General features: G+C 39.7%; 22 protein-coding genes and 1 pseudogene. 21 read left to right on the forward strand and 2 right to left on the reverse strand.

Annotated elements, in window-relative coordinates; all coding sequences use genetic code 11:
* Window positions 1-267 precede the first annotated feature (267 nt).
* The 3 genes from glpK to BR87_RS00460 are packed head-to-tail and all read left to right on the forward strand — an operon-like array spanning window position 268 to window position 4,346.
* Complete coding sequence (glpK, locus tag BR87_RS00450) at window positions 268-1,773, forward strand: glycerol kinase GlpK (RefSeq protein WP_035027386.1); 1,506 nt, start codon at window positions 268-270, stop codon at window positions 1,771-1,773.
* Window positions 1,774-1,790: 17 nt separating this feature from the next.
* The gene (gene glpO / locus BR87_RS00455) at window positions 1,791-3,629 is read left to right on the forward strand and encodes a type 1 glycerol-3-phosphate oxidase (protein ID WP_035027389.1); all 1,839 of its coding nucleotides are present in this window, start codon (window positions 1,791-1,793) and stop codon (window positions 3,627-3,629) included.
* Window positions 3,630-4,346, forward strand: a complete 717-nt coding sequence (locus BR87_RS00460) for an MIP/aquaporin family protein (RefSeq protein ID WP_035027392.1) — start codon at window positions 3,630-3,632, stop codon at window positions 4,344-4,346.
* 171 nt (window positions 4,347-4,517) lie between these two features.
* On the opposite strand, the pseudogene BR87_RS00465 reads toward BR87_RS00460, so the two are convergent.
* A pseudogene (locus BR87_RS00465) lies at window positions 4,518-5,690 on the reverse strand (NAD(P)-dependent malic enzyme).
* A gap of 287 nt (window positions 5,691-5,977) precedes the next feature.
* On the opposite strand from BR87_RS00465, the gene BR87_RS00470 reads away from it, so the two are divergent.
* The 9 genes from BR87_RS00470 to BR87_RS00510 all read left to right on the forward strand — a co-directional run bounded on the left by BR87_RS00470 (window position 5,978) and on the right by BR87_RS00510 (window position 14,786).
* Complete coding sequence (locus tag BR87_RS00470) at window positions 5,978-6,529, forward strand: lysozyme family protein (protein ID WP_051929585.1); 552 nt, start codon at window positions 5,978-5,980, stop codon at window positions 6,527-6,529.
* Window positions 6,530-7,183: 654 nt separating this feature from the next.
* Window positions 7,184-7,999: an SGNH/GDSL hydrolase family protein gene (locus BR87_RS00475; protein ID WP_035027395.1), complete on the forward strand. Its 816-nt coding sequence runs from the start codon at window positions 7,184-7,186 to the stop codon at window positions 7,997-7,999.
* Window positions 8,000-8,332: 333 nt separating this feature from the next.
* Window positions 8,333-9,439: an ABC transporter substrate-binding protein gene (locus BR87_RS00480; protein ID WP_035027398.1), complete on the forward strand. Its 1,107-nt coding sequence runs from the start codon at window positions 8,333-8,335 to the stop codon at window positions 9,437-9,439.
* A gap of 24 nt (window positions 9,440-9,463) precedes the next feature.
* Entirely contained in the window at window positions 9,464-10,273 is an 810-nt protein-coding gene (locus BR87_RS00485) for an alkaline phosphatase family protein (RefSeq protein ID WP_035027400.1), read from the forward strand.
* Window positions 10,274-10,287: 14 nt separating this feature from the next.
* Window positions 10,288-11,136, forward strand: a complete 849-nt coding sequence (locus BR87_RS00490; RefSeq protein WP_035027403.1) for an ABC transporter permease — start codon at window positions 10,288-10,290, stop codon at window positions 11,134-11,136.
* Between the two features lies 1 nt (window position 11,137).
* A complete protein-coding gene (locus BR87_RS00495; protein WP_051929586.1) occupies window positions 11,138-12,022 on the forward strand; it encodes an ABC transporter permease in 885 nt (294 codons plus the stop codon).
* On the forward strand, window positions 12,003-13,013 hold the full coding sequence (locus BR87_RS00500; RefSeq protein ID WP_035027405.1) for an ABC transporter ATP-binding protein: 1,011 nt from the start codon (window positions 12,003-12,005) through the stop codon (window positions 13,011-13,013). The genes BR87_RS00495 and BR87_RS00500 overlap by 20 nt, the downstream gene beginning before the upstream one ends.
* A 79-nt stretch (window positions 13,014-13,092) precedes the next feature.
* Window positions 13,093-13,890, forward strand: a complete 798-nt coding sequence (locus BR87_RS00505; RefSeq protein ID WP_051929588.1) for a histidinol-phosphatase HisJ family protein — start codon at window positions 13,093-13,095, stop codon at window positions 13,888-13,890.
* A 635-nt stretch (window positions 13,891-14,525) separates the two neighbouring features.
* On the forward strand, window positions 14,526-14,786 hold the full coding sequence (locus tag BR87_RS00510; RefSeq protein ID WP_051929589.1) for a hypothetical protein: 261 nt from the start codon (window positions 14,526-14,528) through the stop codon (window positions 14,784-14,786).
* 171 nt (window positions 14,787-14,957) lie between these two features.
* Here the strand turns inward: BR87_RS00510 and BR87_RS00515 are convergent, their stop codons facing one another.
* Window positions 14,958-15,890, reverse strand: coding sequence for a competence protein ComK (locus tag BR87_RS00515; RefSeq protein ID WP_035027408.1), 933 nt, complete (start codon window positions 15,888-15,890; stop codon window positions 14,958-14,960).
* A 448-nt stretch (window positions 15,891-16,338) separates the two neighbouring features.
* Between BR87_RS00515 and BR87_RS00520 the strand changes: the two genes are divergently transcribed.
* The 9 genes from BR87_RS00520 (at window position 16,339) to phnE (BR87_RS00560) (ending at window position 24,713) form a co-directional block, all read left to right on the forward strand.
* On the forward strand, window positions 16,339-16,884 hold the full coding sequence (locus tag BR87_RS00520; protein ID WP_035032628.1) for a sigma-70 family RNA polymerase sigma factor: 546 nt from the start codon (window positions 16,339-16,341) through the stop codon (window positions 16,882-16,884).
* Between the two features lie 89 nt (window positions 16,885-16,973).
* The gene (locus tag BR87_RS00525) at window positions 16,974-17,177 is read left to right on the forward strand and encodes a hypothetical protein (protein WP_035027410.1); all 204 of its coding nucleotides are present in this window, start codon (window positions 16,974-16,976) and stop codon (window positions 17,175-17,177) included.
* A gap of 107 nt (window positions 17,178-17,284) precedes the next feature.
* The gene (locus BR87_RS00530; RefSeq protein WP_035027413.1) at window positions 17,285-17,509 is read left to right on the forward strand and encodes a DUF2922 domain-containing protein; all 225 of its coding nucleotides are present in this window, start codon (window positions 17,285-17,287) and stop codon (window positions 17,507-17,509) included.
* Window positions 17,510-18,315: 806 nt separating this feature from the next.
* Window positions 18,316-18,945, forward strand: a complete 630-nt coding sequence (locus tag BR87_RS12525; protein ID WP_051929592.1) for a VanZ family protein — start codon at window positions 18,316-18,318, stop codon at window positions 18,943-18,945.
* A 71-nt stretch (window positions 18,946-19,016) separates the two neighbouring features.
* Window positions 19,017-20,354 carry a C1 family peptidase gene (locus tag BR87_RS00540; protein ID WP_035027416.1) on the forward strand — a complete coding sequence of 446 codons (1,338 nt, stop codon included), beginning with the start codon at window positions 19,017-19,019 and terminating at the stop codon, window positions 20,352-20,354.
* A 289-nt stretch (window positions 20,355-20,643) separates the two neighbouring features.
* Window positions 20,644-21,582 (forward strand): phosphate/phosphite/phosphonate ABC transporter substrate-binding protein, encoded by a 939-nt coding sequence (locus tag BR87_RS00545; protein WP_035027419.1) that lies wholly within the window; start codon window positions 20,644-20,646, stop codon window positions 21,580-21,582.
* Window positions 21,583-22,336: 754 nt separating this feature from the next.
* Window positions 22,337-23,140, forward strand: coding sequence for a phosphonate ABC transporter ATP-binding protein (gene phnC / locus BR87_RS00550; protein WP_035027422.1), 804 nt, complete (start codon window positions 22,337-22,339; stop codon window positions 23,138-23,140).
* Complete coding sequence (gene phnE, locus BR87_RS00555) at window positions 23,137-23,925, forward strand: phosphonate ABC transporter, permease protein PhnE (RefSeq protein WP_035027425.1); 789 nt, start codon at window positions 23,137-23,139, stop codon at window positions 23,923-23,925. The genes phnC and phnE (BR87_RS00555) overlap by 4 nt, the downstream gene beginning before the upstream one ends.
* Window positions 23,922-24,713 carry a phosphonate ABC transporter, permease protein PhnE gene (phnE, locus tag BR87_RS00560; protein ID WP_192986762.1) on the forward strand — a complete coding sequence of 264 codons (792 nt, stop codon included), beginning with the start codon at window positions 23,922-23,924 and terminating at the stop codon, window positions 24,711-24,713. The genes phnE (BR87_RS00555) and phnE (BR87_RS00560) overlap by 4 nt, the downstream gene beginning before the upstream one ends.
* Window positions 24,714-24,762: the final 49 nt, after the last annotated feature.

The raw sequence follows: 24,762 nt of genomic DNA on the forward strand, positions 1-24,762 counted from the left end.
TTGCGTGACCTAAGTAGAGAAATCATAATCAGTTAAGTCACGCAAAGTGGTTTATCCTGACCTAAGTCTGTTGCTGCATCTTAGTTAGGTCACGCAACAGATTTTATTAGCTTAAGTCAGACCATTTCGGCGCGGCCGAAATGCACCAAATCCGAAAACCTTTCAAAAAATTTCAATTTTTCAAAAATGTTGACGTTTTCTTTTGAGGAAAAACGGTTACAATGTGTATATAAAGAAATCGCTTGCAACTATAAGGAGGAAATGAACATGACAGAGAAAAAATATATTATGGCAATTGACCAAGGAACTACGAGCTCAAGAGCAATTATTTACGATAAAAAAACAAACACGATTGGGAGCTCGCAAAAAGAGTTTACGCAAATTTTCCCGCAAAGCGGATGGGTAGAACACAATCCGAATGAAATCTGGAATTCAGTACAATCTGTAATTGCTGGGGCATTTATTGAATCCGGTGTCAAACCAGAAGAAATTGCAGGAATTGGAATCACGAACCAACGTGAAACGACTATTATCTGGGACAAAGAAACAGGACGTCCAATTTACAATGCGGTCGTATGGCAATCACGTCAATCTGCACCAATTGCGATGGAATTGCAAGAAGCTGGGCACTCGGAAATGATCCACGAAAAAACCGGATTAGTTATCGACTCGTATTTCTCAGCGACTAAAATCCGCTGGATCCTTGACCACGTAGAAGGCGCTCAAGAACGCGCTGAAAAAGGTGAATTGCTATTTGGAACAGTCGACACTTGGTTAGTCTGGAAATTAACGGGCGGCGAATCATTCGTTACCGACTATTCAAACGCCAGCCGGACGATGTTGTACAACATTCATGATTTAGAATGGGATCAAGATATCTTAGACTTATTAAACATTCCGCGTGCGATGATGCCGGAAGTAAAATCCAACTCAGAAGTTTACGGCAACACAACGAACTACCATTTCTACGGTGCTAACACACCAATTTCCGGAATGGCGGGAGACCAGCAAGCTGCTTTATTCGGCCAAATGGCTTTCGAACCTGGAATGGTGAAAAACACTTACGGAACGGGTTCATTTATCGTGATGAATACCGGCGAAAAACCGCAATTATCAGAAAATAATTTGTTGACAACGATCGGCTACGGCATCAATGGTAAAATCTACTACGCATTAGAAGGAAGTATTTTTGTGGCTGGATCGTCTATCCAATGGCTGCGTGACGGCTTGAGAATGATTGAAAATTCAGCTGACTCAGAGGCCCTTGCTAAAGCGTCTAAAAGCGATAATGATGTGTTTGTTGTACCGGCCTTTACTGGACTTGGCGCACCTTACTGGGATTCAGATGCACGCGGATCTGTCTTTGGTCTGACTCGCGGCACAACAAAAGAAGACTTTGTCAAAGCTACTTTGCAATCGATTGCTTATCAATCACGTGACGTTGTTGATACGATGAACAAAGACGCCGGCATTGATATTCCATTATTGAAAGTAGATGGCGGAGCGGCAAACAACGACTGGTTATTGCAATTCCAAGCAGACATCTTAGGAACCAAAGTGCAACGGGCACACAACTTAGAAACCACTGCTTTAGGAGCGGCTTACTTAGCTGGCTTGGCGGTTGGATTCTGGGAAAGCATGGATGAAATTCAAGATATGTATGAGCAAGGCGCTATCTTTGAACCGCAAATGCCAGAAGCAGAACGCGAAAAATTATACAAAAACTGGAAGTTAGCCGTTAAAGCTACACAAGTCTTTAAACCCGAAGACTAAAAGGAGGAAAAAGAGTCATGGTTTTTTCAATTGAACGCAGAAAAAAAGATATCGAAGCTTTAAAACAAGAAACACTCGATGTTTTGATCATCGGTGGAGGGATCACAGGCGCTGGAACGGCTTTGCAAGCCAGCGCTTCTGGTCTTAAAACTGGACTAGTCGAGATGCAGGACTTTGCAGAAGGCACTTCTTCCCGCTCGACTAAATTAGTTCACGGGGGACTGCGCTACTTAAAGAATTTTGACGTTGAAGTTGTAGCCGACACGGTTCAAGAACGGGCCGTTGTGCAAGGAATCGCACCGCACATTCCAAAAGCAGACCCAATGATTTTGCCGGTCTATGACGAACCGGGTTCAACTTTCTCGATGTTTTCGTTAAAAGTAGCGATGGACCTGTATGATCAGTTAGCAAGTGTGACGGGAACTAAATATGCCAATTACATGTTGACAAAAGAAGAAGTTTTAAAACGTGAACCGCAGCTTAACAGCGAAGGCTTGTTAGGTGCCGGTGTTTACTTGGACTACCGCAATAACGACAGCCGTTTGGTGATTGAAAACATCAAACGAGCTGCTGAAGACGGCGGGCACATGGTCAGCCGCGTCAAAGTAGTGGGCATGCTGCACGACGAAAAAGGCAAAGTTTCCGGAGTGAAAGCAGAAGACCTATTGACCGGCGAAACGTTTGAAATCAAAGCACGTACGGTTTTAAATACAACCGGTCCATGGTCAGATACGATTCGCCAACTAGACGGCAAATCAGAAGCTGCTCCGCAAATGCGCCCGACAAAAGGTGTTCATTTGGTCGTCGACAACAAAAAATTATATGTACCGCAACCCACTTACTTTGATACGGGTAAAAACGATGGCCGAATGGTCTTTGTGATTCCGCGAGAAGAAAAAACGTATTTTGGAACGACCGATACAGATTATAACGGCGACTTTGCACATCCAACGGTTGAACAAGAAGACGTCGATTACTTGTTAGACATCGTCAACACGCGGTACCCTTCAGCAGACATCACTATTGGCGATATTGAATCCAGCTGGGCAGGATTGCGTCCGCTGATCATGTCAAATGGCGGCTCTGACTACAACGGCGGCAACAGCAAACCAATCAAAGATGCTAGTTTCGACAAAGTGATTGCAACGATCGAACGCTACCAAAAAGGGGAAACAGATCGTCAGACCGTGGAAGACGTATTGAAAAATATTGAAACCGGCAACTCTGAATCAGAAGCCAACCCTTCAGCGATCTCACGCGGCAGCGCGTTGGATATTGACAAAGACGGCTTGATCACAGTAGCAGGCGGCAAATTGACCGACTACCGTAAAATGGCAATCGGCGCAATGAAAGCTGTTATTGAAATCCTGCAAAAGGACTTCAATTTATCATACGAATTGATCGATTCTGCTAAATACCCTGTATCCGGTGGAGAACTTAATCCGCAAGAAGTCGATGAAGAAACCGAAAAATTAGCACAAATGGGTGTTGAAAAAGGCCTGAGCGAATCAGAAGGACTTTACCTGGCTCATTTATATGGTTCAAATGCTCCTAAAGTATTTGCTTTATTGGATGATGGAGTCGAACAAATAGAAGGATTGACGTTAGCGGATACGATCAGTTTGTGTTATGCTTTGAACGAAGAGATGACGTTAACTCCAAGCGACTTCTTGATTCGCCGGACAAACCATATGCTGTTCATGCGCGATACTTTGGATGGAGTGATTGAACCTGTGATTGCCGAAATGTCTCGTTACTACGACTGGACAGAAGAAGCAACTGCTCGCTATAGAAAAGAATTAGAAACGGCTATTGCAGCCTCTGATTTAAAAAACTTAAAAGGAGATGGAGAATAGATGACTGGAGATACATTACAGATTTTTAGCGAGTTCTTAGGAACGATGGTTTTGGTGTTATTGGGTGACGGTGTATGTGCTGCCGTTAATATGAAAAAAAGTAAAGCAGAAGGAGCAGGATGGGTTGCCATTGCTCTTGGATGGGGAGCAGCTGTAACGATTGCGGTATATGTTTCAGGTTCTATGGGACCCGCTCACTTAAATCCCGCTGTAACACTTGGAATGGCTATCATTGGTAATTTCGAATGGGCATTGGTTGTGCCGTTTATTATTGCTCAAGTACTCGGAGGTATTTTAGGAGCGGTTTTAGTTTGGTTGACTTACTTGCCGCATTTCAAAGAAACAAAAGACCAAGGCGCTATTTTAGGAACATTTGCAACGGGTCCTGCTATCCGCAATACTACTAGCAATGTGATGTCTGAAGTAATCGGTACTTTCGTATTGGTATTTGCACTAATGATGTTCGGGAAAAATACATTCACTGATGGACTAAACCCATTAGTCGTAGGGGTATTGATTCTTTCAATCGGTCTTTCTTTAGGAGGATCAACAGGCTACGCGATCAACCCTGCACGTGACTTAGGTCCGCGTATCGCACACCAATTGCTTCCAATCGCTAACAAAGGAACTTCTGACTGGAGCTATTCATGGATTCCAGTCGTAGCACCGATGATTGGCGGAGCTATCGCTGCAATGCTTTATATGGTCATTGTTTAATTTTTACTCATTAAGTGATTTTTCGTTAAGTGCTTATAAATAAAATGGAAGTCTCCGCTATCTTGTAACTGAAGATAACGGAGACTTCTCTATTTTGTACACATTCTTTCTCTTCTAGTGCTGGTAAGCAAACTTCCTGCAGGCTAGAGGGTTGTAAGAGAAAGCATCTGATTAAATCTGGTTAACTCCTGTCTGGATAGCAGCTTCTTGAACAGCTTTTGCAACAGTAGGGCAGACACGTGGATCTAAAACAGCTGGAATAACATAGTCGGCTTTCAATTCATCATCCGTAACCAGTGAAGCTATTGCATGAGAAGCAGCCATTTTCATTGCTTCGTTGATATCATGCGCCCGTACAGTCAAAGCACCTCTAAATAGGCCAGGGAAAGCTAAAACGTTGTTGACTTGATTCGGAAAGTCGCTGCGTCCGGTTCCCATAACCGTTACTCCAGCTTTAAGAGCGGCTTCCGGCATGATTTCGGGCACAGGATTAGCTAAAGCAAAGACGATAGGATCTTGGTTCATTTGTTTGACCATTTCAGGAGTCAGTACATTTCCTGAGGATACTCCAATAAAAACATCTGCACCGGCTAAGGCATGAGCCAGGTCTCCATACTGGTTATCAGGATTTGTCAAAACCGTCATTCTCTGTTGCTCGTCATTCAAGTTAGGCATGTCGTTAGTCAAAATTCCGGCTTTATCGGTTAAAATCAGGTTTTGAACACCAAAATTCATGAGGTGTTTGGCAACTGCGATACCCGCTGCTCCAGCACCATTGACAACGACTTTTATCGTCTCAAAAGTTTTTCCTACAAGCTTTAGGGCATTGATCAACCCTGCTGCTGTCACAACAGCGGTACCGTGCTGATCGTCGTGAAATAAAGGAATATTCAGTGAGGCTTTTAAGCGGCGCTCAATTTCAAAGCAGTTAGGTGCGGCGAAGTCTTCTAAGTTGATGCCGCCAAAGCTGCCGCTGATCTGCTCAATTGTTTGAACAATCGTATCCACATCTTTTGACTGGAGACAAATTGGAAAAGCATCGATATCAGCAAATTCTTTAAATAAAATACATTTGCCTTCCATCACCGGCATAGAAGCAGCTGGACCAATGTAGCCTAATCCTAAGACAGCAGTACCGTTAGTGATCAGCGCTACCAGATTATTCTTACGGGTCAACTAATAAGCTTTGTCTGGATCTTCTTCGATTGCCAAGCAGGCTTCAGCTGCTCCGGGAGTATAGGCCAAGGCCAAATCTTCGCGGGTCTTTAGCGGTACTCGACTGTTGACTTCTATTTTTCCGTTCCATTGATAGTGTTTTGCTAAGGCTTCTTTTTTATGGTTCATCATGCTCTCCTTTAAGCTTCAAAAGCGAAGCGGTAGTTTGTAAAATGTCATCGTCGAAACTCAGTTCATTTTTAATTGTTGCAGAAAACGCTTACTTAAGAAGTAGTTTAGAACAGAAATTTGAGCAACTCAATCCTTCAACGTTGAAAATCAACCAATCTAATTTACAGTAGTTCCTGCATCTTTTCATTTTAAATATGCTTGTAGTAAAGCAGGCTTTCATTTTCTCTTAAACAAAGTTATGGTAGAATAAATGAAAAGACATTTAGCAAGGCAGGTGAAGCAGAATGAAGCAATACAACCGAAAAAAACAGCTGAAAAATAGCATCATCATTTTAAGCGGTGTGTTGTTAGCCTGCGTTTTTCTTACTTGGCTGTTTTTCACTGCGGGGTCGATTCCTCTATCTGTTCGAATCTGGACGCCGCTTGTCAAAAAAGAGCTGCAAGCAAATGATCTGGAAGAATACACGCCGATCGTTATGGCGATCATTGCTCAAGAATCTGGCGGTAAAAAATTAGATGTGATGCAGTCCAGCGAATCAATCGAATTGCCGCCCAATACGATCAAAGATCCGCGCGAAAGTATCAAGACCGGTATCGCTTATTTCAAACAAAGTATTGAGCGGATGGAAGAAACGGATGTCGACTTGGACACTGCGATTCAAAGTTACAACTATGGATTGGGGTATATCGATTATATCAAGGAAAACGGCGGAAAGCATTCTGCCGATCTGTCTGAAGAATTTGCAAAAGAATGGGCAAAAAAGATGGATTGGCCCAGTTACGGCGATGCAAAATATGCTTATAAAATCAAACATTATCGGAAAAAAATATCTTAATAAACGAGTAAAAAAGAGACTTTTGTTCTCTTTTTTTTGGCTTGAAAGGTAAAAGTTGCGTTGCGTGCCCTAACTAAGCTGCAGTAATGAACGTAGGTCACGGTAAACGTCTTTTCCTGACTTAACCAGTTGTGAATTCTTTTTTATGTCACGCAAAGCCCTTTTAAGTGCCTTAACAATGAGCAGAACTTCCTTTTGTGTCACGCAAATCAAATTTTAGAGCATTTCAATGCGGTTCATTTCGGCAGTTTGCCGAAATGGTCTGACTTGAATGGTTAAATCCTTTTTACTTGCAATATGAAGTAAGAAATATCCACCATATCTTAGGTAAACCCTCTTTACGTAACATATGAAAGAAATAAAACCATAGATACATCACACAATCATGGTTTACGTACTATATCGATTAAGCAAATACATCGATATAGCAGGCAACCCTATTTTGAGGATTTATGTAGTACATAAATCAATTGAATGTTCCGATGTATTTAGGCTGTTTGCTGAAATAACCAGATGGTATTTTAATTTTCGGGATTTTTGTTCTATTTGAAAAGACCTGCTTCAAAAACGCTAAATGAATCGTTGAAATTTTGCCACATTTAAGTGCTTGAAAACATGGTATACTGCATGAACTAACAAGCGGAGGTTTTTAAGATGAATAGGAAGAGACAACTAAAATCAACAGGTTTTATTATCGGATCAGCTTCAGTTTTCGTTTGCTTTTTTGTCCTCTTTTTCAGTGTTTCTCAAAAAAATAGAACATTTGCACAGATGAATAAAGACTATCAATCATCGGATACCTACCAAGAAGATAGTCTGTTGGACCGTGCAAGATTTGTGACAAAAAGAGATGGAGAAGCGACTATCGTTGTGCTGGGAAGCAGTGTTACCTTTGGCAAAGGGGCAACACTAGAACAACCGGTCTGGGGAGAGCTGCTGGAAAATGAACTGAATCAGACAGACGGGGTTAAAGCGACCGTGATTAATCGCGGTTACAGCGGCTATAGTACTGCCGACTTAATTTCGAAGAATAAAATTGAAGCAGTAATTCAGGATAAACCAGATATCATTCTTTTTGAATTGTGTTTAATCAATAATAACCGTTACCCGCAAAACGATATCGGTCAAACTAAAGCAGACATTCAACTTATTATGAATACGTTTAAAGAGCAGCTGCCGGATACGTTGATCATTTTACAAACTGCCAATCCTACCCACTACGATCAAGTTGTCTTGGAACAAGGGAAAGTGACGTATGACCAATACAATGACGAAATCGCTGAGTATGTCAGAACGAATCAATGGCCTTTTATTGATACATATCATCTGATGCTGAATGAAATGGAAGAACACCATTTATCGGCAGAGGCTGTTTTATCAGACGCTGTTCATCCCAATGGCGACGGATATTATGTATGGTTTGATTTATTGAGAGATCGATTAGCTGTTCCGGTTAAGATGCTGCACTGATTACCAAAATATTATGAAAGCCTCAGGAATTTAAATTCTTGAGGCTTATTTTTTTCGGTGTATCGTATGACATTTATTTACATAAGTTTTAGCGTTCTCTAGCATTTGTAACCGTTTCTTATTTTGAGAGACGGTTTTTTTCTAATAAAACATTTACAAAGGGAATTGCCTTTTACAAATATTTAACAAGAAGTTGATTTAAAATCCACATGAGCTTGTTAAGCTTTGGGTGTTGAAAGGAATACGTTACCTAAAAAAGACGGTAGTGAAGTATCCTTTTAATACTATGTAAAAGGATCAAACAATAAACATTATTATGAGGAGGAAAAAAACGTGAAACATTTAAAAAAAGGATTAGTTTCAACTATATTAGCTGGAGCATTACTTGCAGGATGTGGGACAAAAGGCGAAGCAACAGAAACTTCAGTCGTTGATTTAAATGCGTTAACAACTGAAGAAATCGAGACAAAAGCTAAAGAAGAAGGCAAACTTCAATCTGTTGGGATGCCAGACACATGGGCGAACTGGGGTGAAACATGGAGTGAAATCGAAAAGAACTATGGCATTACTCAATCCGATACGGATATGAGTTCTGCAGAAGAAATTGCTTTGTTTGAAGCGGAAAAGAACAATCCGACTAAAGACATTGGAGATGTTGGACAGTCATTTGGTCCGATTGCGGAAGACAAGGGAGTGACGATTCCTTACAAAACGTCTTACTGGGATGAAATTCCAGAATGGGCGAAAGACGATGACGGCGACTGGGTAGTAGGGTACACTGGAACGATTTCTTTTATTACTAACACAAATGCTGTAGCAGAAGCACCGACATCATTTGCCGATGTTTTAGAGGGCGACTACAAAGTCAGTATAGGTGATGTAAATGCAGCTACTCAAGCTCAAAATGCTGTCTTGGCAGCAGCGATTGCGAATGGCGGAGATGAAACCAACCTTGAACCAGGGATTGCCTTTTTCGCAGAACTAGCGAGTCAAGGACGATTGGATATGGGAGATACTGATTTAGCTCGTTTAGAAGCTGGTGAAATTGAAGTGGGCATTTATTGGGACTTCAACGCATTGAATTATGCCGATTCGATTGAATCAAGCAATCCAGATGCAGCCTTTGCTGTCACGATTCCTCAAGATGGTACAGTTCAAAGCGGCTATGCGACTATTATCAATACTTATGCGCCAAATCCTCATGCAGCAGCATTAGCAAGAGAATATATTTTATCGGATGAAGGGCAAATCAACTTAGCAAAAGGTTATGCACGTCCGATTCGTGAATCGGTTGAATTGCCGGCAGATGTGCAAGAAAAATTGATTGCTGCTGATCAGTACGAAGCGGCGCAACCCATTGAAGATACGGCTGCTTGGGATAAAGCAGCCGCTGGATTAGGACAGACTTGGCAAGAAGAAGTGTTAACAAAAATCAACTAATCAAGCGGTTAGGAGTGTAAAAAAATGAATAAAGTGATTTTAATCGTATTAGATGGATTAAATGCCAGAACAGCTCATGTGTATATGGGCTTTCTGGAACATTTAATCGAAAACAAGCAGTGTGCCGCGTATACGGTAAAAGCAGAATTGCCGGCACAATCTAGACCGCTGTATGAAGTTATCCAAACGGGAGTGCCGACATATCTGAATGGCATTGTGTCCAACGGAACAGTAAAACGTTCGAAAGAAGCCAGTGTGTTTCAATTAGCTAAAGCAGCAGGACTGAAGACAGGAGCTGCCAGCTACCACTGGGTAAGTGAGCTGTACAATCAAGCTCCATTTGACCCAATGACCGACCGCATTCAACTGGATACGGAACGCGTTATTCAAAATGGATTATTTTATTTTGAAGACCATTACCCGGACAATCATTTGATGGCGGATGGCGCGTATTTGATCCGCGAGAAGCAAACCGATTATACACTGATCCATTCGATGAATATTGATGATATCGGGCACAAGTTCGGTTCGCAAAGCAAAGAATATATCCAAGCAGCTGTCACGATGGATGCTACCTTATCCAATTATCTGATGGAGTGGCTCGAAAAAGGGTATCAAGTCGTTGTGACAGCTGATCATGGTATGAATGAATATTTTACTCATAATGGTGTGACAGATGACGAAAGAAAGGTTCCGTTGTATCTCTTTTCTGATAAAATCGCTGTCGGAGATTACCGAGAAACGGTTGTGCCGCAATTGCAAATGGCTCCGTTGCTGTGCCACTTATTAGACATTAAGAAAAGCGACGCGATGCAGGTATTGACATTTATTTAAGGAGGAAGAACGTTGTGTCCGTTAAAAAAACAAACTTAACCTATTTATTGTTTTTACTGCCGTTTATGGTATTGATCGTGTTGTTTGAACTTTTACCATTGCTGAGCATTGTGATCAACAGCGTTTCGCCCATTGGAACCAACGGCTTTACGTTGGATCACTTTACGAGTATTTTCGCCAGCGACTATTACATGATGTCCATTCGCAATAGTTTGCTGATCGCTGTCTTTTCTTCACTGATCGGCTTATTGGTTGCTGTTCTAGGGGCTTATGCTATCCACCATGCGACACCGAAAGTAAAACAATTTTTTATTAATCTCATCAATATGACGTCAAACTTTCAAGGCATCCAATTGGCTTTTGCGTTTATTATTTTGCTGGGAAATGCTGGAGTATTGGTATTGATCGGACAGCAAATGGGCATTGACTTTTTAGCAAACTTCGATGTGTATTCCAGCATGGGTATTCTGCTGACGTTTGTTTATTTTCAGATTCCGTTAGCCACATTGTTGATGTATCCGTCATTTGATGCGATCCACCAGGAATACAAAGAAGCCGCTATGCTGCTGAATGCTTCTCAATTTAGTTTTTGGATGCGTGTAGGCATTCCGATTGTTTTACCGAGTATTTTTGGAACCTTTTCCGTGCTCTTTTCAAATGCGTTAGCCGCTTACGCTACACCGTATGCTTTGATGGGCAATAACTACGCTCTTTTGCCGATTCGAATCTCGGCTATGTTTACGGGAGACGTTGTCCAGCAAGTTGAACTGGGTAGTGCGCTGTCGGTGATCTTATTGTTTTTAATGAGCGTGATGACGGTCATCAGTACCAATTTATTGAAAAAAATGCGAAAGGAAGGCTAGTATGCAGAAAAAACATCCATGGGTCAGCAATGCTATCTTGTTTATCCTTTCATTTGTTCTAGTCTTACCGCTGATTGGAACCTTTTTAAACTCCCTTTTCAGAGATTTTACGAGCATCGTTCCAAAAGGATTCACGTTATCGTTTTATGCTGAATTGTTTACAGGCGATAATCAGCTGCTGCCGGTATTGCTGCGGACAGTAGTGATTTCGGTAGTGCCGACAGCAATTTTACTAGTGCTCTTGCTTTTAGCGATGTACGCTGTGCAAGTTTACTTTCCACATTTGGATAAATACTTAGATATCTTATCGAAAATACCTTATGGGATCCAAGGTGTGATCTTAGCAGTCAGTATTCTTTCGCTGTATACCAGTGGAGGAGGGATTTTATCCAACCGGATTTTGCTGCTCATTTGTGCGTATTGCATCATCATCTTGCCGTACATGTATCAAGGCATCAAAAACGCTTTGTTAACGATCGAAGCGCTGCCTATTCTAGAAGCAGCAGAAATTCTAGGTGCCAATAAAATTTATGCTTATTTCAGAATTGTGGTTCCGAGTATGATGAAAGGATTACTCGCCACCATGTTGTTGTCCACAGGAATTTTATTCGGAGACTTTGTATTGGTCAATATTTTAGCAGGAAGCTACTACAAAACAATGGGGATCTACTTAAATGAAATCCGAGGATTATCTGGACATGCAGCCAGCGCAATTTCAGTGATCATGTTCTTTGTGATGCTTGGGTTGTCTTTTGGCGTGAATCAAGTGAACAAAGACACAAAAGCCAAACAAAAATCCGCTAAACAAAAGCAAGCCCTTAAAGTGATAAAAATTGACAGTTCAGCAGAAAAGGAGAGAGCGAATCATGAGTTATATCGAGTTTAAAAACATTCAAAAATCGTATGATGGAGAAAACTTAGTTTTAAAAGACTTATCTTTATCAGTTGAAGAAGGTCACTTGGTTACTTTGTTAGGTCCTTCCGGCTGCGGGAAATCTACGTTGCTCCGTTCATTAGCCGGTTTTGAGAGCTTGGACAGCGGCACGATCACCATCAATGGCAAAGACATCACCAATTTGCCGCCCGGTAAGCGTGAGATTGGCATGGTCTTTCAGCAATATTCGCTTTTTCCCAATATGACGATTGAAGAAAATATTGCTTTTGGCTTAAAAATGCAAAAACAAGCGAAAGCGAGCATCAAAGAAAAAGTAGCGCGGATGATTGACATCGTAGATTTGAAAGGGAAAGAGAAAAAATACCCGAAAGAATTGTCTGGTGGACAAAAACAACGGGTGGCTTTGGCGCGTGCGATCGTTAATGAGCCGAAAGTTTTGCTGCTGGATGAACCGTTATCGGCTATTGATGCCCAATTGCGCAAAAGTTTGCAAAAACAGATCCGCCGCATTCAAAAAGAACTAAACATTACAACGATTTTTGTCACACATGATCAAGACGAAGCCATGATCCTATCTGATGTGGTTCATGTTATGAACCAAGGTAAAGTGGAACAGTCTGGCAAGCCGACTGATATTTATACGCATCCCAAAACCCATTTTGTCGCTTCTTTTATGGGCAACTATAATGTCCTGGCACCTGAACAATTCAAACAGTTTTCCGGAAGAACAAATGGGGCCAGCATAGCCATTCGGCCAGAAGTGATCGATTCCTCTAAAATGCCTTTTGAGCCGGATGAGGAACGCTATGCCCTACACGGGAAAATAGTGGATCAATCGACCAGCGGCAATATATTAAGTTACTATGTCGATTGTTCGGGAATAAATTTGCGGGTAGATGAATTGTACCGCTCGTTTAACTTATTTAAAGTTGGAGAAGACGTTCATTTGAGTTTTGAAAAGCGCAATTGCCTTGAAGTTTAATAAAAATACCGGTAAGGTTATCCATAAGAGCAGATAGTTACTTGTCTGCAGTTTAATTTGAATTGGAGGAGAATCATTCATGGCTATTTATGATCAGCATATGCACACATACTTTTCGCCGGATGCATCTGAAACATTCGAAAATTATTTGAAACAGACATCGGGTTCGATTGTAACGACGGAGCATTTGGACTTTAAAGATTGCTTTATGGGAGGGCAAGATACCCTGCTAGATTATGAGAAATATAGTAAAACCATTGACGAACTAAATAAGCAGTACACTAATCGGATTCGCAAAGGCATTGAAATTGGATACACCAAAGAGTCTCATCAGCAAATTCAAGACTATTTAGAAGGAAAAGAGTTTGATGTGCAGCTGTTGAGTGTCCACCAAAATGGAACATACGACTTTTTACAACCAATTGTAAAAGAGAAAAACGTTCAAGATGTGATGAATGAATATTTTCCGTTGCTGTTAGAAGCAGTGGAAAGTTTTCCAACGGCTAATGTACTGAGCCACTTTGACTACGGTATCCGTTTATTTGAAGTTACAGTAGAAGAGCTGCAAGAGCATCAATCGATACTAAAAAAGGTTTTGCAAGCAGTCATCGATAAACATATGGCTTTTGAATTGAATACGCGCAGCATGTACCAATACGGCAATGTGGATCTCTATGAACAAATGATCAGCTGGTATTTGGAATTGGGCGGGCATTCTTTTTCTCTAGGATCAGATGCGCATTCTATTGCCTATTACGGCTTTCATTTTGATGATGCTATTGCGTTATTAGAGAAACATGGCGTTTCAACTGTGACGGTTTTTGAACAGCAAAAGCCGACTCAAGTGTCTTTGAAACAATTTAAAGAAAATGAGTAGATTTTGATTGAAAAGTCAACCAAACAAAAAGCCTTTAATTTTATGAAGGCTTTTTTGTAGATTAGGGTATTATAAGTTTTCTGCATTCAATGTCTAGCAGGACAAGCATGCCTCTCGGAAATTAGATAAATAAGGACCTAAAGTCTCGCTATGCGAGCTTTATACTAGTCGACGTAACCAGCTAAAGCTGGAAGTCTCTTAGCAATTGCGCTCTGTGATGCTCATTTGCCATGGCTCTTGCCATTTTAATGGCTTAGAGACAATGGTACACTTGAGCTTTGCTCACAGTACTACTTTCCTAAATTTCTTTCGAGTCAGGGCGGGTTTGTCCCGCTTTTCTTGCTGTTTTCTATGCGTTAAGGGTTGTATCGGTCATATAGTTGAATGGAAAAAGCACATTTGGTATAGTGAAATAAATAGGAAACGTTTCCTTTTTCAGCTGTGATAAAACCCTTAGATGAACTTTTTTCCTTAAATGAAAAGTACCACTAGTTTATTTAGGAAATAAGCGGTATGATAAAAGTGAATGAATTCTAAAAGCTTTTTGTAAATAATGTAACCGCTTCGAAATAAAAAGTTTTTAAGAATGTTATTCACTATACGTTAAAGCAAAAGAGTACAAGGAGGCAGAAAAAATGGAAAAACAAGAAGTTTTTTCAGGTTATTTCAGTGGGCATGTAGAGGGAAAAGAAGTCGTACTGCACTATGCAGAAAGTAAAGACCTGGCACATACTTATGCTTTTGAAACAGAACAAGAAGCTAAAAACTTTTATGACATGTGTTTAAGAATCGGTGAAATGACTTCAGAAGTGTCAGAAAGTAAACAAGCTTTAGCTCATCAAGTACTAATTAAAGAGAATCTTAAAGGAAAAAAATACGAAGAAACTGTGTATTAAACGAGAAAGACAGCACATATTATAGTTAGTGGTCTGACTATAATGAAATAACATATTAAGCAAGTAACAGAGAAGAGACTGGATTTTTCCACTTTCTTCTCTATTTTTTTGCTCAGCCACATGTTTTAATTTTTAAAAATATATTCAGTAAGACGGACTTATTAAAGAAAGTCAGCTGAAATTGAAAGGAAAAGGCGGGATTTTAAAGTGGTTCATGATTTCCTCAATATAAGGATTTTCTTCGCCTAGTATCCGTGTTAACCCTTCTTGCATTTTAAAGTAATCTAAGTAACAGAAATAATCACGTAATGTAAAAAATTCTGGTAGTTCAGGTGTATGGAATTGCAGGCGTTTTTGAATAACATTGCGTTCTGCTTGGTAATTGAAGTCAGAAACGAGATGAAAAATCGACATGACTTCGCCTTTTAAAAGTTGTTGGACATAGTAAAGACTAGCTGCGCGCTCTAACTGATCATAATAGCCTCGTTTACCCAATGGCAGCAACAAACGATGTTGATTTCGGCAAAATAAATAGGTTAGACCATCTTTAGAATTTTTCTCTGCGTGCAATACATGGTGCATACCATACCAATTCGTATGTGCGGAGCTGGGTCCTTTTTCAGGAACAAAGGCTTCCTCTCCAAGAACATAAGGACAACATTTCTGAATACCCAGACTCCTTCCTAGTAAGCTAATGTTTTTATAAGAAATTCCTTTGTGTTTAAAGTACCGTTCCATGATTGTACCCGAGTATTCAGTCGTTTTTAAAGGAGATTGGTTTAACTGGAAAACAATTGTATTGAACGGCGAAACTTTAAAGCGGCTGATATCAAATACATAAAGCGTTTCTTCGTTTAATAGAATACAGGTGTGCTCAAAACTCATATCGAGTAAGGGGTGAATATTTTGATGTGAAATGATTAAAGGTTCGATGTTTTGTTTCGGAACAAAGTAGTCATAGGAAGAAGCGGTTTCGTAAAGGTGGCCATGCTTTTCATTTTGTCTATTTACATTGGTGACTAGAGACAATTTTGACTTTTCATAGAATTTTTTTCCCTTTCTGTAATATTCTATTGCTTGTTGGTGCTGAAAGTTTTTTACCATGAAACATTCCTCATTTCTTTTTTTTGTTAAAACCGTAACATGATTAGATTGTAACCGATTTCAATATAAAAATCAGTATTATTTAAGCTGCCATTAAATTATTAGTGTTTTTTAATCAGTTCCTCTTTATGTTCAGTAATAAAAAAAGAAACGGAACGAGAATGAGCCATTTTTTTAGTGCTTTTTGAAGGAAAGGGTCTTCTTCTCATTTTATTTTTACTCTTTTTCTATAGAAAAGGCATCAAAACAAGCTTCCTAACTTTTTTATTTTTTTAATAAGAAAATTTTTCTTTTTTTAGTCAAACTGAGAACAATTTCTGGCATAACGAGTGATTTCTTGATTTTCGGCTGGATTTTAACTGCTTTTGAGCTTTTGTCGGAATCAACTGCTTTCGAGTACTCTATGAGTGTACAAGGCCTTGTAACACTTTTTGAAGGAATGATGAAGATGCTCAGAAAATTAGCAGTAGAAAAGGAAGAAGCGTTTTTTGAACGGCATTCTGGGATTGTATTTGGTGCGTTAAAAAAAGAAGGTGTATTGCGTTCTTATCCCGATTACGATGATTATGTGCAACAAGGTCTATTAAAGTTAGTAGAAGCTTATGAAACATTTCCACAAGACCCCGAACACCCTGAATTCATTTATCCATTTGGTGGTTTTGCATTCAGAAAGGTACAGTGGCACATTCGTGATTTACGCAGAAATCAATATAGAATCCACTCGAATGAATCGGCTTGGCCAGAATTTATGGAAGAGAACCACCCTGATACACAGCCGTGGTTTGAAGAAAACTGGCTGGAAATGGAACTATTCAAGGAAATGCTGCTGTTATTAACTGCTAAAGAACAAGGCTATTTAATTGATGCTGTTGTCTACCAATTGACCGTAACGGAAATTGCCCAAAAAAACCAAGTGAGTCGCAAGACCATTTACCAATGGAAAAAACGGATCCAACAAAAACTTGAACATTTTTTAGTTTTTTTAAAAGAATAACGTAACACTCTGATCTGCTAAATCGTTATTACTGGTGTAAGCAGTCATGACAAACCTTACAAAAACTACTAAACAGGAGGGAACACATCATGGAAAAAGAATGGAATAAAGGCGCAGTTGCAGTTTATTTTGAGGATATGGCCAATGAAAAAATCATTAAACGCAATTACTCAGATGCAGTGCAAGGAGTCACACCAGAACAAGTAGAAGGCTTCACAAATACACTGGAAACATTAACTACACTGCCAGCTTCATATACTGTGGTAGTAGAAGAATACCGCTACGTTCGTTAATACACTGTTTGACCTGTCCACTGATTCTTTTGTTTAATGGCAGAGCATCAGTTGCAGAATCTATTTAAAATCAGCCTTTCCAAAAAAATTAAAGGAGGAAAAATACAATGGCAAAATCACTAGAGTTAAGATTCAATACAAGTTTAGGAAAAGCAAAAACAATGAGTGTGCAAGATCCGGTCTTGGATCTATCACCCGAGGATGCACAAAAAGCGATGGCTGATATTATCGCTTTAGACTTGTTCGAAAAAGAAGGCGTTAACCTTTATACCTCTGTAGTTGGAGCGCGTTACGTTGAACGAGTAGTGGAAGATATTTTTGAAGTAGAATAACTGTAAAAAATAAAGGCGTCGGTTTAGTTGAAAGACTAAGCTGGCGCCTTTTTTGTAGAGTATGATAAAACAGTGTAGGAAAATAGAGGTAGATTAAACTTTTATAGCCTTTTACTTGTTTTGTATTTGGTAAAGGGCGATATGTTAAATAAAGCCGGTCTAGCGAACAAACGGAGCAGGAAATAGGAGAGAAGTGTCTGCTAGAGCCGGTCTAGCGAATAAAAGAAGCAGAAAACAGGGAAGAAATGTCCGATAGAGCCGGTCTAGCGAACAAACGAAGTAGGAAACAAGTAAGAATTGTCTGGTAGAGGCGGCCTAGCGAACAAACAAAGCAGGAAACAGGGAAGAAATGTCCGGTAGAGTCGGTCTAGCGAACAAACGCAGTAGGAAACAGGGAAGAGATGTCTGCTAGAGTCGGTCTAGCGAACAAACGGAGCAGGAAATAGGAGAGAAATGTCTGGTAGAGGCGGTCTAGCGAACAAACGTAACGCAAAACAGGAGTGATTTGTCTGGTAGAGGCAGTCTAGCGAACAAAAGAAGTAGGAAATAGGGAAGAAGTGTTAAGTAGAATCACACTGGTTAATAAAAAAATAAAAAATCAATAAAAAAGCTCTTATCAAAGGTCCTAATGTTTGTTTTTCCAAATTTCTTTCGAGGAAAGACGGGCTTATTCACTTTTTTTGTTTGAGACAAACCTTAGATAGTAAGTTTTTGTTGGAAAAGAAGAAAAACGTGAATTTAACGAAAGAAACCTGTAGAATGTAAAGAATACAAAAGTAACCGGAACATAAAGGGTGTGAAAAAGGATGAGAACAGTAAAAAACAAAAAAATGAACCAACTTATTGCTTGGGCGACAGTCATCGTCTGGATGGGATTGATTTTTTACCTTTCTTCTCAACCAGCAGGAGAATCATGGAATCTCAGTTACGACATGATGAAAGTAACTGTACAGGCAGTTAAAGTATCTCAAGTCCTTGTTAGTCTGGTGTTGGCCTATGTAGTAGGAAGATTTTTAAAAAAGAAAAATAAAACGATCGGGTTAAAAGAACTCATTGGAATTGCTGTTATCATCGGCGTGCTGTATGTAGTGTCAGGTATCTTGCTGCGGCATTTTGCTCCGTCTGATCTGCATCATTTTATTAGGAAAAATGCTCATTTTTTTATTTATATGGCGTTAGGTTTTCTGCTCAAATATGCATTGAAAAGCAGTGGGATAACTGGTTTGAAAGCTGTAGGAATTGGACTGATAATCTGTGTTCTTTATGCTTTTTCAGATGAATTTCATCAATATTTTGTACCAGGAAGAGGGGCATTGTTGAGCGACGTGATGATCGACAGTACAGGAGCGACTATAGGAATTGCATTACAAAGCCTATTCAGCAGGATAACAAAGCCGGTATGGTTAAAAGGAAATGCTGAAACAATTAAAAAATGATTAAAAAAGATTTGTAAGGTGCTTTAAAAAGGAGTAACATGGTAATTATCTAATTATCAGGAGGAGATTATTTGACCATTAACACAGAATTATTAACCAATTTTAAAAAACGGTTTGATGAAAACCGCGAAAACCAAGTTATCCAAGGAGCGATTGCCAAAGTCGGCATCAATACGGCTTCTATCGACAACGATGTTTTGCGTCGTCATTCGTTTACTTTTTCGGATGAAACGAAACGCGGAGAAATCACGAATCAACAAGCGAGCGGACGTTGTTGGATGTTTGCTGCCTTAAATACAGCTCGTGTTGATACCATGAATAGATTAAATGTGGATACTTTTGAGTTTTCGCAAAATTATACGTTGTTTTGGGACAAATTGGAAAAAGCTCATTATTTCTTAGATAGCATTTTAGATACACTAGATGAAGCACAAGACTCAAGAATCATTGCTCATTTATTGACAGACCCCGTTCAAGATGGCGGCCAATGGGACATGTTCTCAGGTATCTTAGAAAAATACGGTGCAGTTCCTAAAGCCGTTATGCCGGAAACATTCCATTCTGCTAATACGGCTGTGATGAACAAAATCTTGACTTCTAAGTTGCGTGAATTTGCCAGTGTATTGCGTGAAGGTCATCAAAATAACGAAACACTTGAAGCCTTAACAGCGAAAAAAGAAGACATGTTGTACTTTATTTATAATGTATTGGTCAAAGCTCTAGGAGAAATTCCTGAAACGTTTACGTATGATTACCGTGATAAAGACAATGCGTTCCATCGGATTGCTGATATCACACCGCAAGAATTTTTCAAAAAATATGTTGGTTGGGACTTGACGAACTTGGTCAGCTTATTGAACGCTCCCACGGCTGACAAACCATATGGCAGAGCTTACACCGTTAAATATCTGGGAACGGTAAAAGAAGCTCAACCGATCCGTTACATTAACGCACCCATCGAAGTTTTAAAAGAAGCTGCTATAACTTCCATTAAAGCGGGCGAACCGGTTTGGTTTGGTTGCGATGTCGGTCAAATGTCGATCAGAGACGGCGGCATTATGGACGAAAAGAGTTACCAATATGATTTGACGTTAGGGGAAGGTTTGAATTTAACAAAAGCTCAACGGTTAGATTATGGCGACAGTTTATTGACACATGCGATGGTCTTTGTCGGAGTCAACTTAGATGATGAAGGCAAACCGTTAACTTGGAAAGTCGAAAACAGCTGGGGCGATAAAGCCGGTAAAAAAGGTATTTATTCAATGAGCGACAAATGGTTTGATGAATACAACTACCAAATAGCGGTTGACCGAAAATATATTCCTGAAAAATGGTTAAAAGCATTAGATGAACCTGTGATTGAGCTTGAGCCTTGGGATCCTATGGGCGCCTTGGCAATGGTTAAATAAACGGTTGATTTGATAAGATAATGAAGAAGGAGTGTGATTTTATATCATACTCTTTTTTTGTGGGAAAGGGGCGATAAACCGCTATTTTCTCGAAAAGAAAGTTTCTCTAAAGACGAACGAACGAATTGTAAATATGTTAATTATTCGTTTTATTGTTGTAAATTTATTGTAAAAGCGGTAACTGAGTATTGATAAATTGAAAAATAACCGATATACTAATAAAGGACTTAAGAGCGGCTTACTGCTTTTGAGTTACATATCAGCTCTTTTAGGGAGGAAAATCAGTAAAATGAAGAACATGAAAAAGATGGTTTTATTTGGTTTAAGTTTAGCCTTGACTGCGACTTTAGCGGCTTGTGGCGGAGGATCGGACAGCGGTGATGGTACGCAAACGGACGAAGGATATGTGCCAAAAACATTAAAAGTTCAATTTGTTCCTTCTCAGGCAGCAGAAACACTTGAAGCCAAAGCAAAACCGTTAGAAGATTTACTAGAAGCTGAATTGGATATTCCAGTTGAAGTAAGTGTTTCTACTGATTACAATACTATTATTGAAGCAATGTCTTCAGAACAAATCGATATTGGATTCTTACCTCCAAATGCTTATGTATTAGCTCACGAACAAAGTGACGCAAAAGTATTGTTGCAAGCTCAACGTTATGGCGTTGAACAACCTGGCGGAAAACCAACAGACTCATTGGTTGATTCGTATAAATCAATGATCGTCGTTAAAACCGGCAGCGACATTAAAACACTAGAAGACTTAAAAGGCAAAACGATTGCTACTCAAGATGTTACTTCTTCAGCAGGGTATGTATGGCCGGCTGCTGAAATGAAAAAAGCAGGTGTCGATATTGAAAATAGTGACATCACAACTGTACAAGTAAAAGGACATGACCAAGCGATCCTTTCCGTTTTAAATGGCGATGTAGATGCAGCGTTCGTTTTTGAAGATGCTCGTAACAATGTAGTAAAAGATGTTCCAGATATTTTTGAAAAAGTTGAACCAATGTACATTACTGAACCTATTCCAAATGACACAATTACTGCTCGTGCTGATATGAGTGAAGAATGGAATAAAAAAATCCAAGACGCTTTTATTGCAATTGGAAAATCAGAAAAAGGCAAACAAATCATTTCTGACGTCTATTCTCACGAAGGCTATGTCGTATCCGATGACAAAAACTTTGATATCGTAAGAGAATATGCTGAAGAAGTTGGACAATAAGAGAGAATAAAAAATATTGTTTCACTATGAGAAGTTCTCTGCCTTTAGTAAATGGATTGAAAAAGGTTATCTTTGGTTGAATCCAAAGATAACCTTTTTTGTCATATAGGGTTTGCAAATATGAGAACGGCCATAGAAAAGAGATAATGAAAGATGGAACGTTTCTACCAGACAAAAGCAGCAGGAAAATAGTCAGAAGTGTCAGCTAGAGGAGTTCTATCAGACAAAAGCAGCAGGAAAATAGGTGGAAGTGTCAGCTAGAGGAGTTCTATCAGACAAAAGCAGCAGGAAAATAGGTGGAAGTGTCAGCTAGAGGGGTTCTACCAGACAAAAGCAGCAGGAAAATAGTCAGAAGTGTCAGCTAGAGGAGTTCTATCAGACAAAAGCAGCAGGAAAATAGGTGGAAGTGTCAGCTAGAGGAGTTCTATCAGACAAAAGCAGCAGGAAAATAGGTGGAAGTGTCAGCTAGAGGGGTTCTACCAGACAAAAGCAGCTAGAAAATAGGTGGAAGTGTCAGCTAGAGGGGTTCTACCAGACAAAAGCAGCTGGAAAATAGGTAGAAGTGTCAGCTAGAGCCCATCTATCGTACAATTTACACAAAAAAATAGATTCAATTGGTAAGTAAGTTGTTCTTTTTACATCAATTGTTTGTTTTTAGCAAAACTTAATAATTCTAGTAAAAAAAGGTCAAATACTTTACACTGTAATGAGGCAAAATGTATGAATTAAATTTAAAAATTGGAGGAGAAGAAAAATGACACCCATTGTCGATAAAAATGCATCGATTATTTCTTTTCAGAATGTAAGTAAAGTATACCCAAATGGGGTTCAAGGATTAAAAGACTTAAATATTGACATCAAGCAGGGGGAATTTGTCATTGTCGTTGGTTTATCCGGTGCGGGTAAGAGTACCATGTTACGAGCTATTAACCGACTACATGAGATTACATCTGGTGATATTCAAATTGATGGAAAATCGATTACTCAGGCAAAGGGTAAAGAATTGCGTTTGATTCGCCGTGATATCGGAATGATTTTCCAAAGTTTCAACTTAGTGAAGCGCTCGACCGTTTTACGAAATGTCTTATCAGGCCGTGTTGCTTATCATTCTACTTTCAAAACAATGTTGGGCATGTTTCCAAAAGAAGACAAACAACTTGCTTATGAAGCTTTGCAACGGGTCAATTTGGCAGAAAAAGTTTATACGCGTGCGGATGAATTATCCGGAGGACAACAACAACGGGTTTCCATTGCACGAGCATTAAGCCAAGAACCGAAAATTATCTTAGCCGACGAGCCGGTTGCTTCTTTAGACCCGGTGACAACGGAAAAAGTAATGGATGATTTATTGCGGATCAACCAAGAACTAGGAATAACGATTGTAGTGAATTTACATTCTGTTGAGTTGGCGCGCCAATACGGTACACGAATTATTGGGTTACGGGACGGAGAAGTTGTTTTTGATGGACCAGTAGCAAAAGCCACTGATGAAACATTGCGCGGTATTTATGGAGAAAAAATCCTAGAAGAACCTAAACCCGAGGAGGTTACTGCATGAACACCCATTCTTCAGACCTACCCAAAGGCAAAAGCAAAGTAAAATCACTTCTTTGGGCGATTCTATTTGTTCTTATTTTTCTTTATAGTGCCAATCTTTCTGAAGTAAAGATGGGGCGTTTATTTGCCAATATGGGCCAAATGACAGTTATTTTAAAGCAAATGGCGTTACCAGATTGGAGTTACATAAGTATTGTCATTCAACCTTTGCTGGAAACAATCCAAATGGCTATTATCGGAACAACCTTTGGAGCCTTGGTCGCTTTGCCGTTTTCCTTGTTAGCTGCGCGTAATATTGTTAAAAATCCAATAGTGAATAGCGTCTTACGCTTTATTTTAAATATTGTCCGGACTGTTCCGGATCTAATGTTGGCTGCTGTATTTGTGGCCATCGTAGGAATTGGACCAGTTGCCGGTGTCATTACCTTATCCGTCTTTTCTTTCGGAATGATTTCAAAATTATTTTATGAAGCGATTGAAACGATTGACGAAGGACCGGTTGAAGCATTGACAGCTTCTGGTGCAAATAAAATGCAAATTATTCGTTACGCTATTTTCCCGCAAGTCAGTAGTCACTTTTTCAGTTATTTCTTGTATTGTTTTGAAATCAATGTCCGTGCTTCCACTGTTTTAGGTTATATTGGAGCTGGAGGAATCGGTATTTATTTACAACGATCATTGAGCCAATTCAGATACGACAGAACAGCTGTCATTGTGATCGTGATTTTTTTGGTGGTATTGGTCATTGATGCCATCAGTAACAAACTAAGGGAGAGATTACTATAATGCTACCGACTCAACCAAAGAAAAATAGGTATAAAACGATTCTGATCGTGGTTATTCTTGCAGCTATTTATATCTGGGCATTTGCAGGAATACCATTCAGCGGTGTTAAAGATACTGCAGGCAGCGTATCAAAAGCCATCTTTAGCGGTTTGATTCATCCCGACTGGGGCTACGTGTACACAGGTGATGGTGAAGATTTAATCAGTTTATTGATTGAAACCATTGCGATTGCTTTTCTAGGAACTTTTATTTCAGCCATTTTAAGTTTGCCTTTTGCATTTTGGGCAGCGCGCAATAAGAAGAGTAAACGTTTTGTTTCAACGACTGGCAAATTTGTCTTAACCGCTATTCGGACATTTCCCGAAATTGTTTTGGCAATCATGTTTATCAAAACAGTTGGTCCCGGTTCTTTTGCAGGGGTATTGGCGGTTAGTATTCACTCAATCGGTATGCTGGCTAAATTGTACAGCGAAGCGATTGAGAATATGGATCAAGGGCCTTCTGAATCGATCATTAGTGCTGGTGGAAATAAAACCAATGTCTTATTTTTTGCTACTTTGCCGCAACTGGTTCCTGAATTTATTTCCTATACGCTTTATCGGTTTGAATTGGCTGTCCGTTCAGCCTCTATCTTAGGGATTGTAGGAGCCGGCGGGATCGGTACTCCGATGATCTTTGCCATCGATGCACGTTCATGGGACCGTGTTGGAATTATTCTGATTGGAATCATCGTGATGGTTACGTTGATCGATTTCCTTTCTGGAACATTAAGAAAAAAACTAGTTTAATTAGGAAAAGCAGTATAAGCCGTTTTGGTTAGATAGGAAAATAGCAAGT

The sequence above is a fragment of the Carnobacterium mobile DSM 4848 genome (assembly GCF_000744825.1).
Taxonomy (GTDB): Bacteria; Bacillota; Bacilli; order Lactobacillales; family Carnobacteriaceae; genus Carnobacterium_A; species Carnobacterium_A mobile.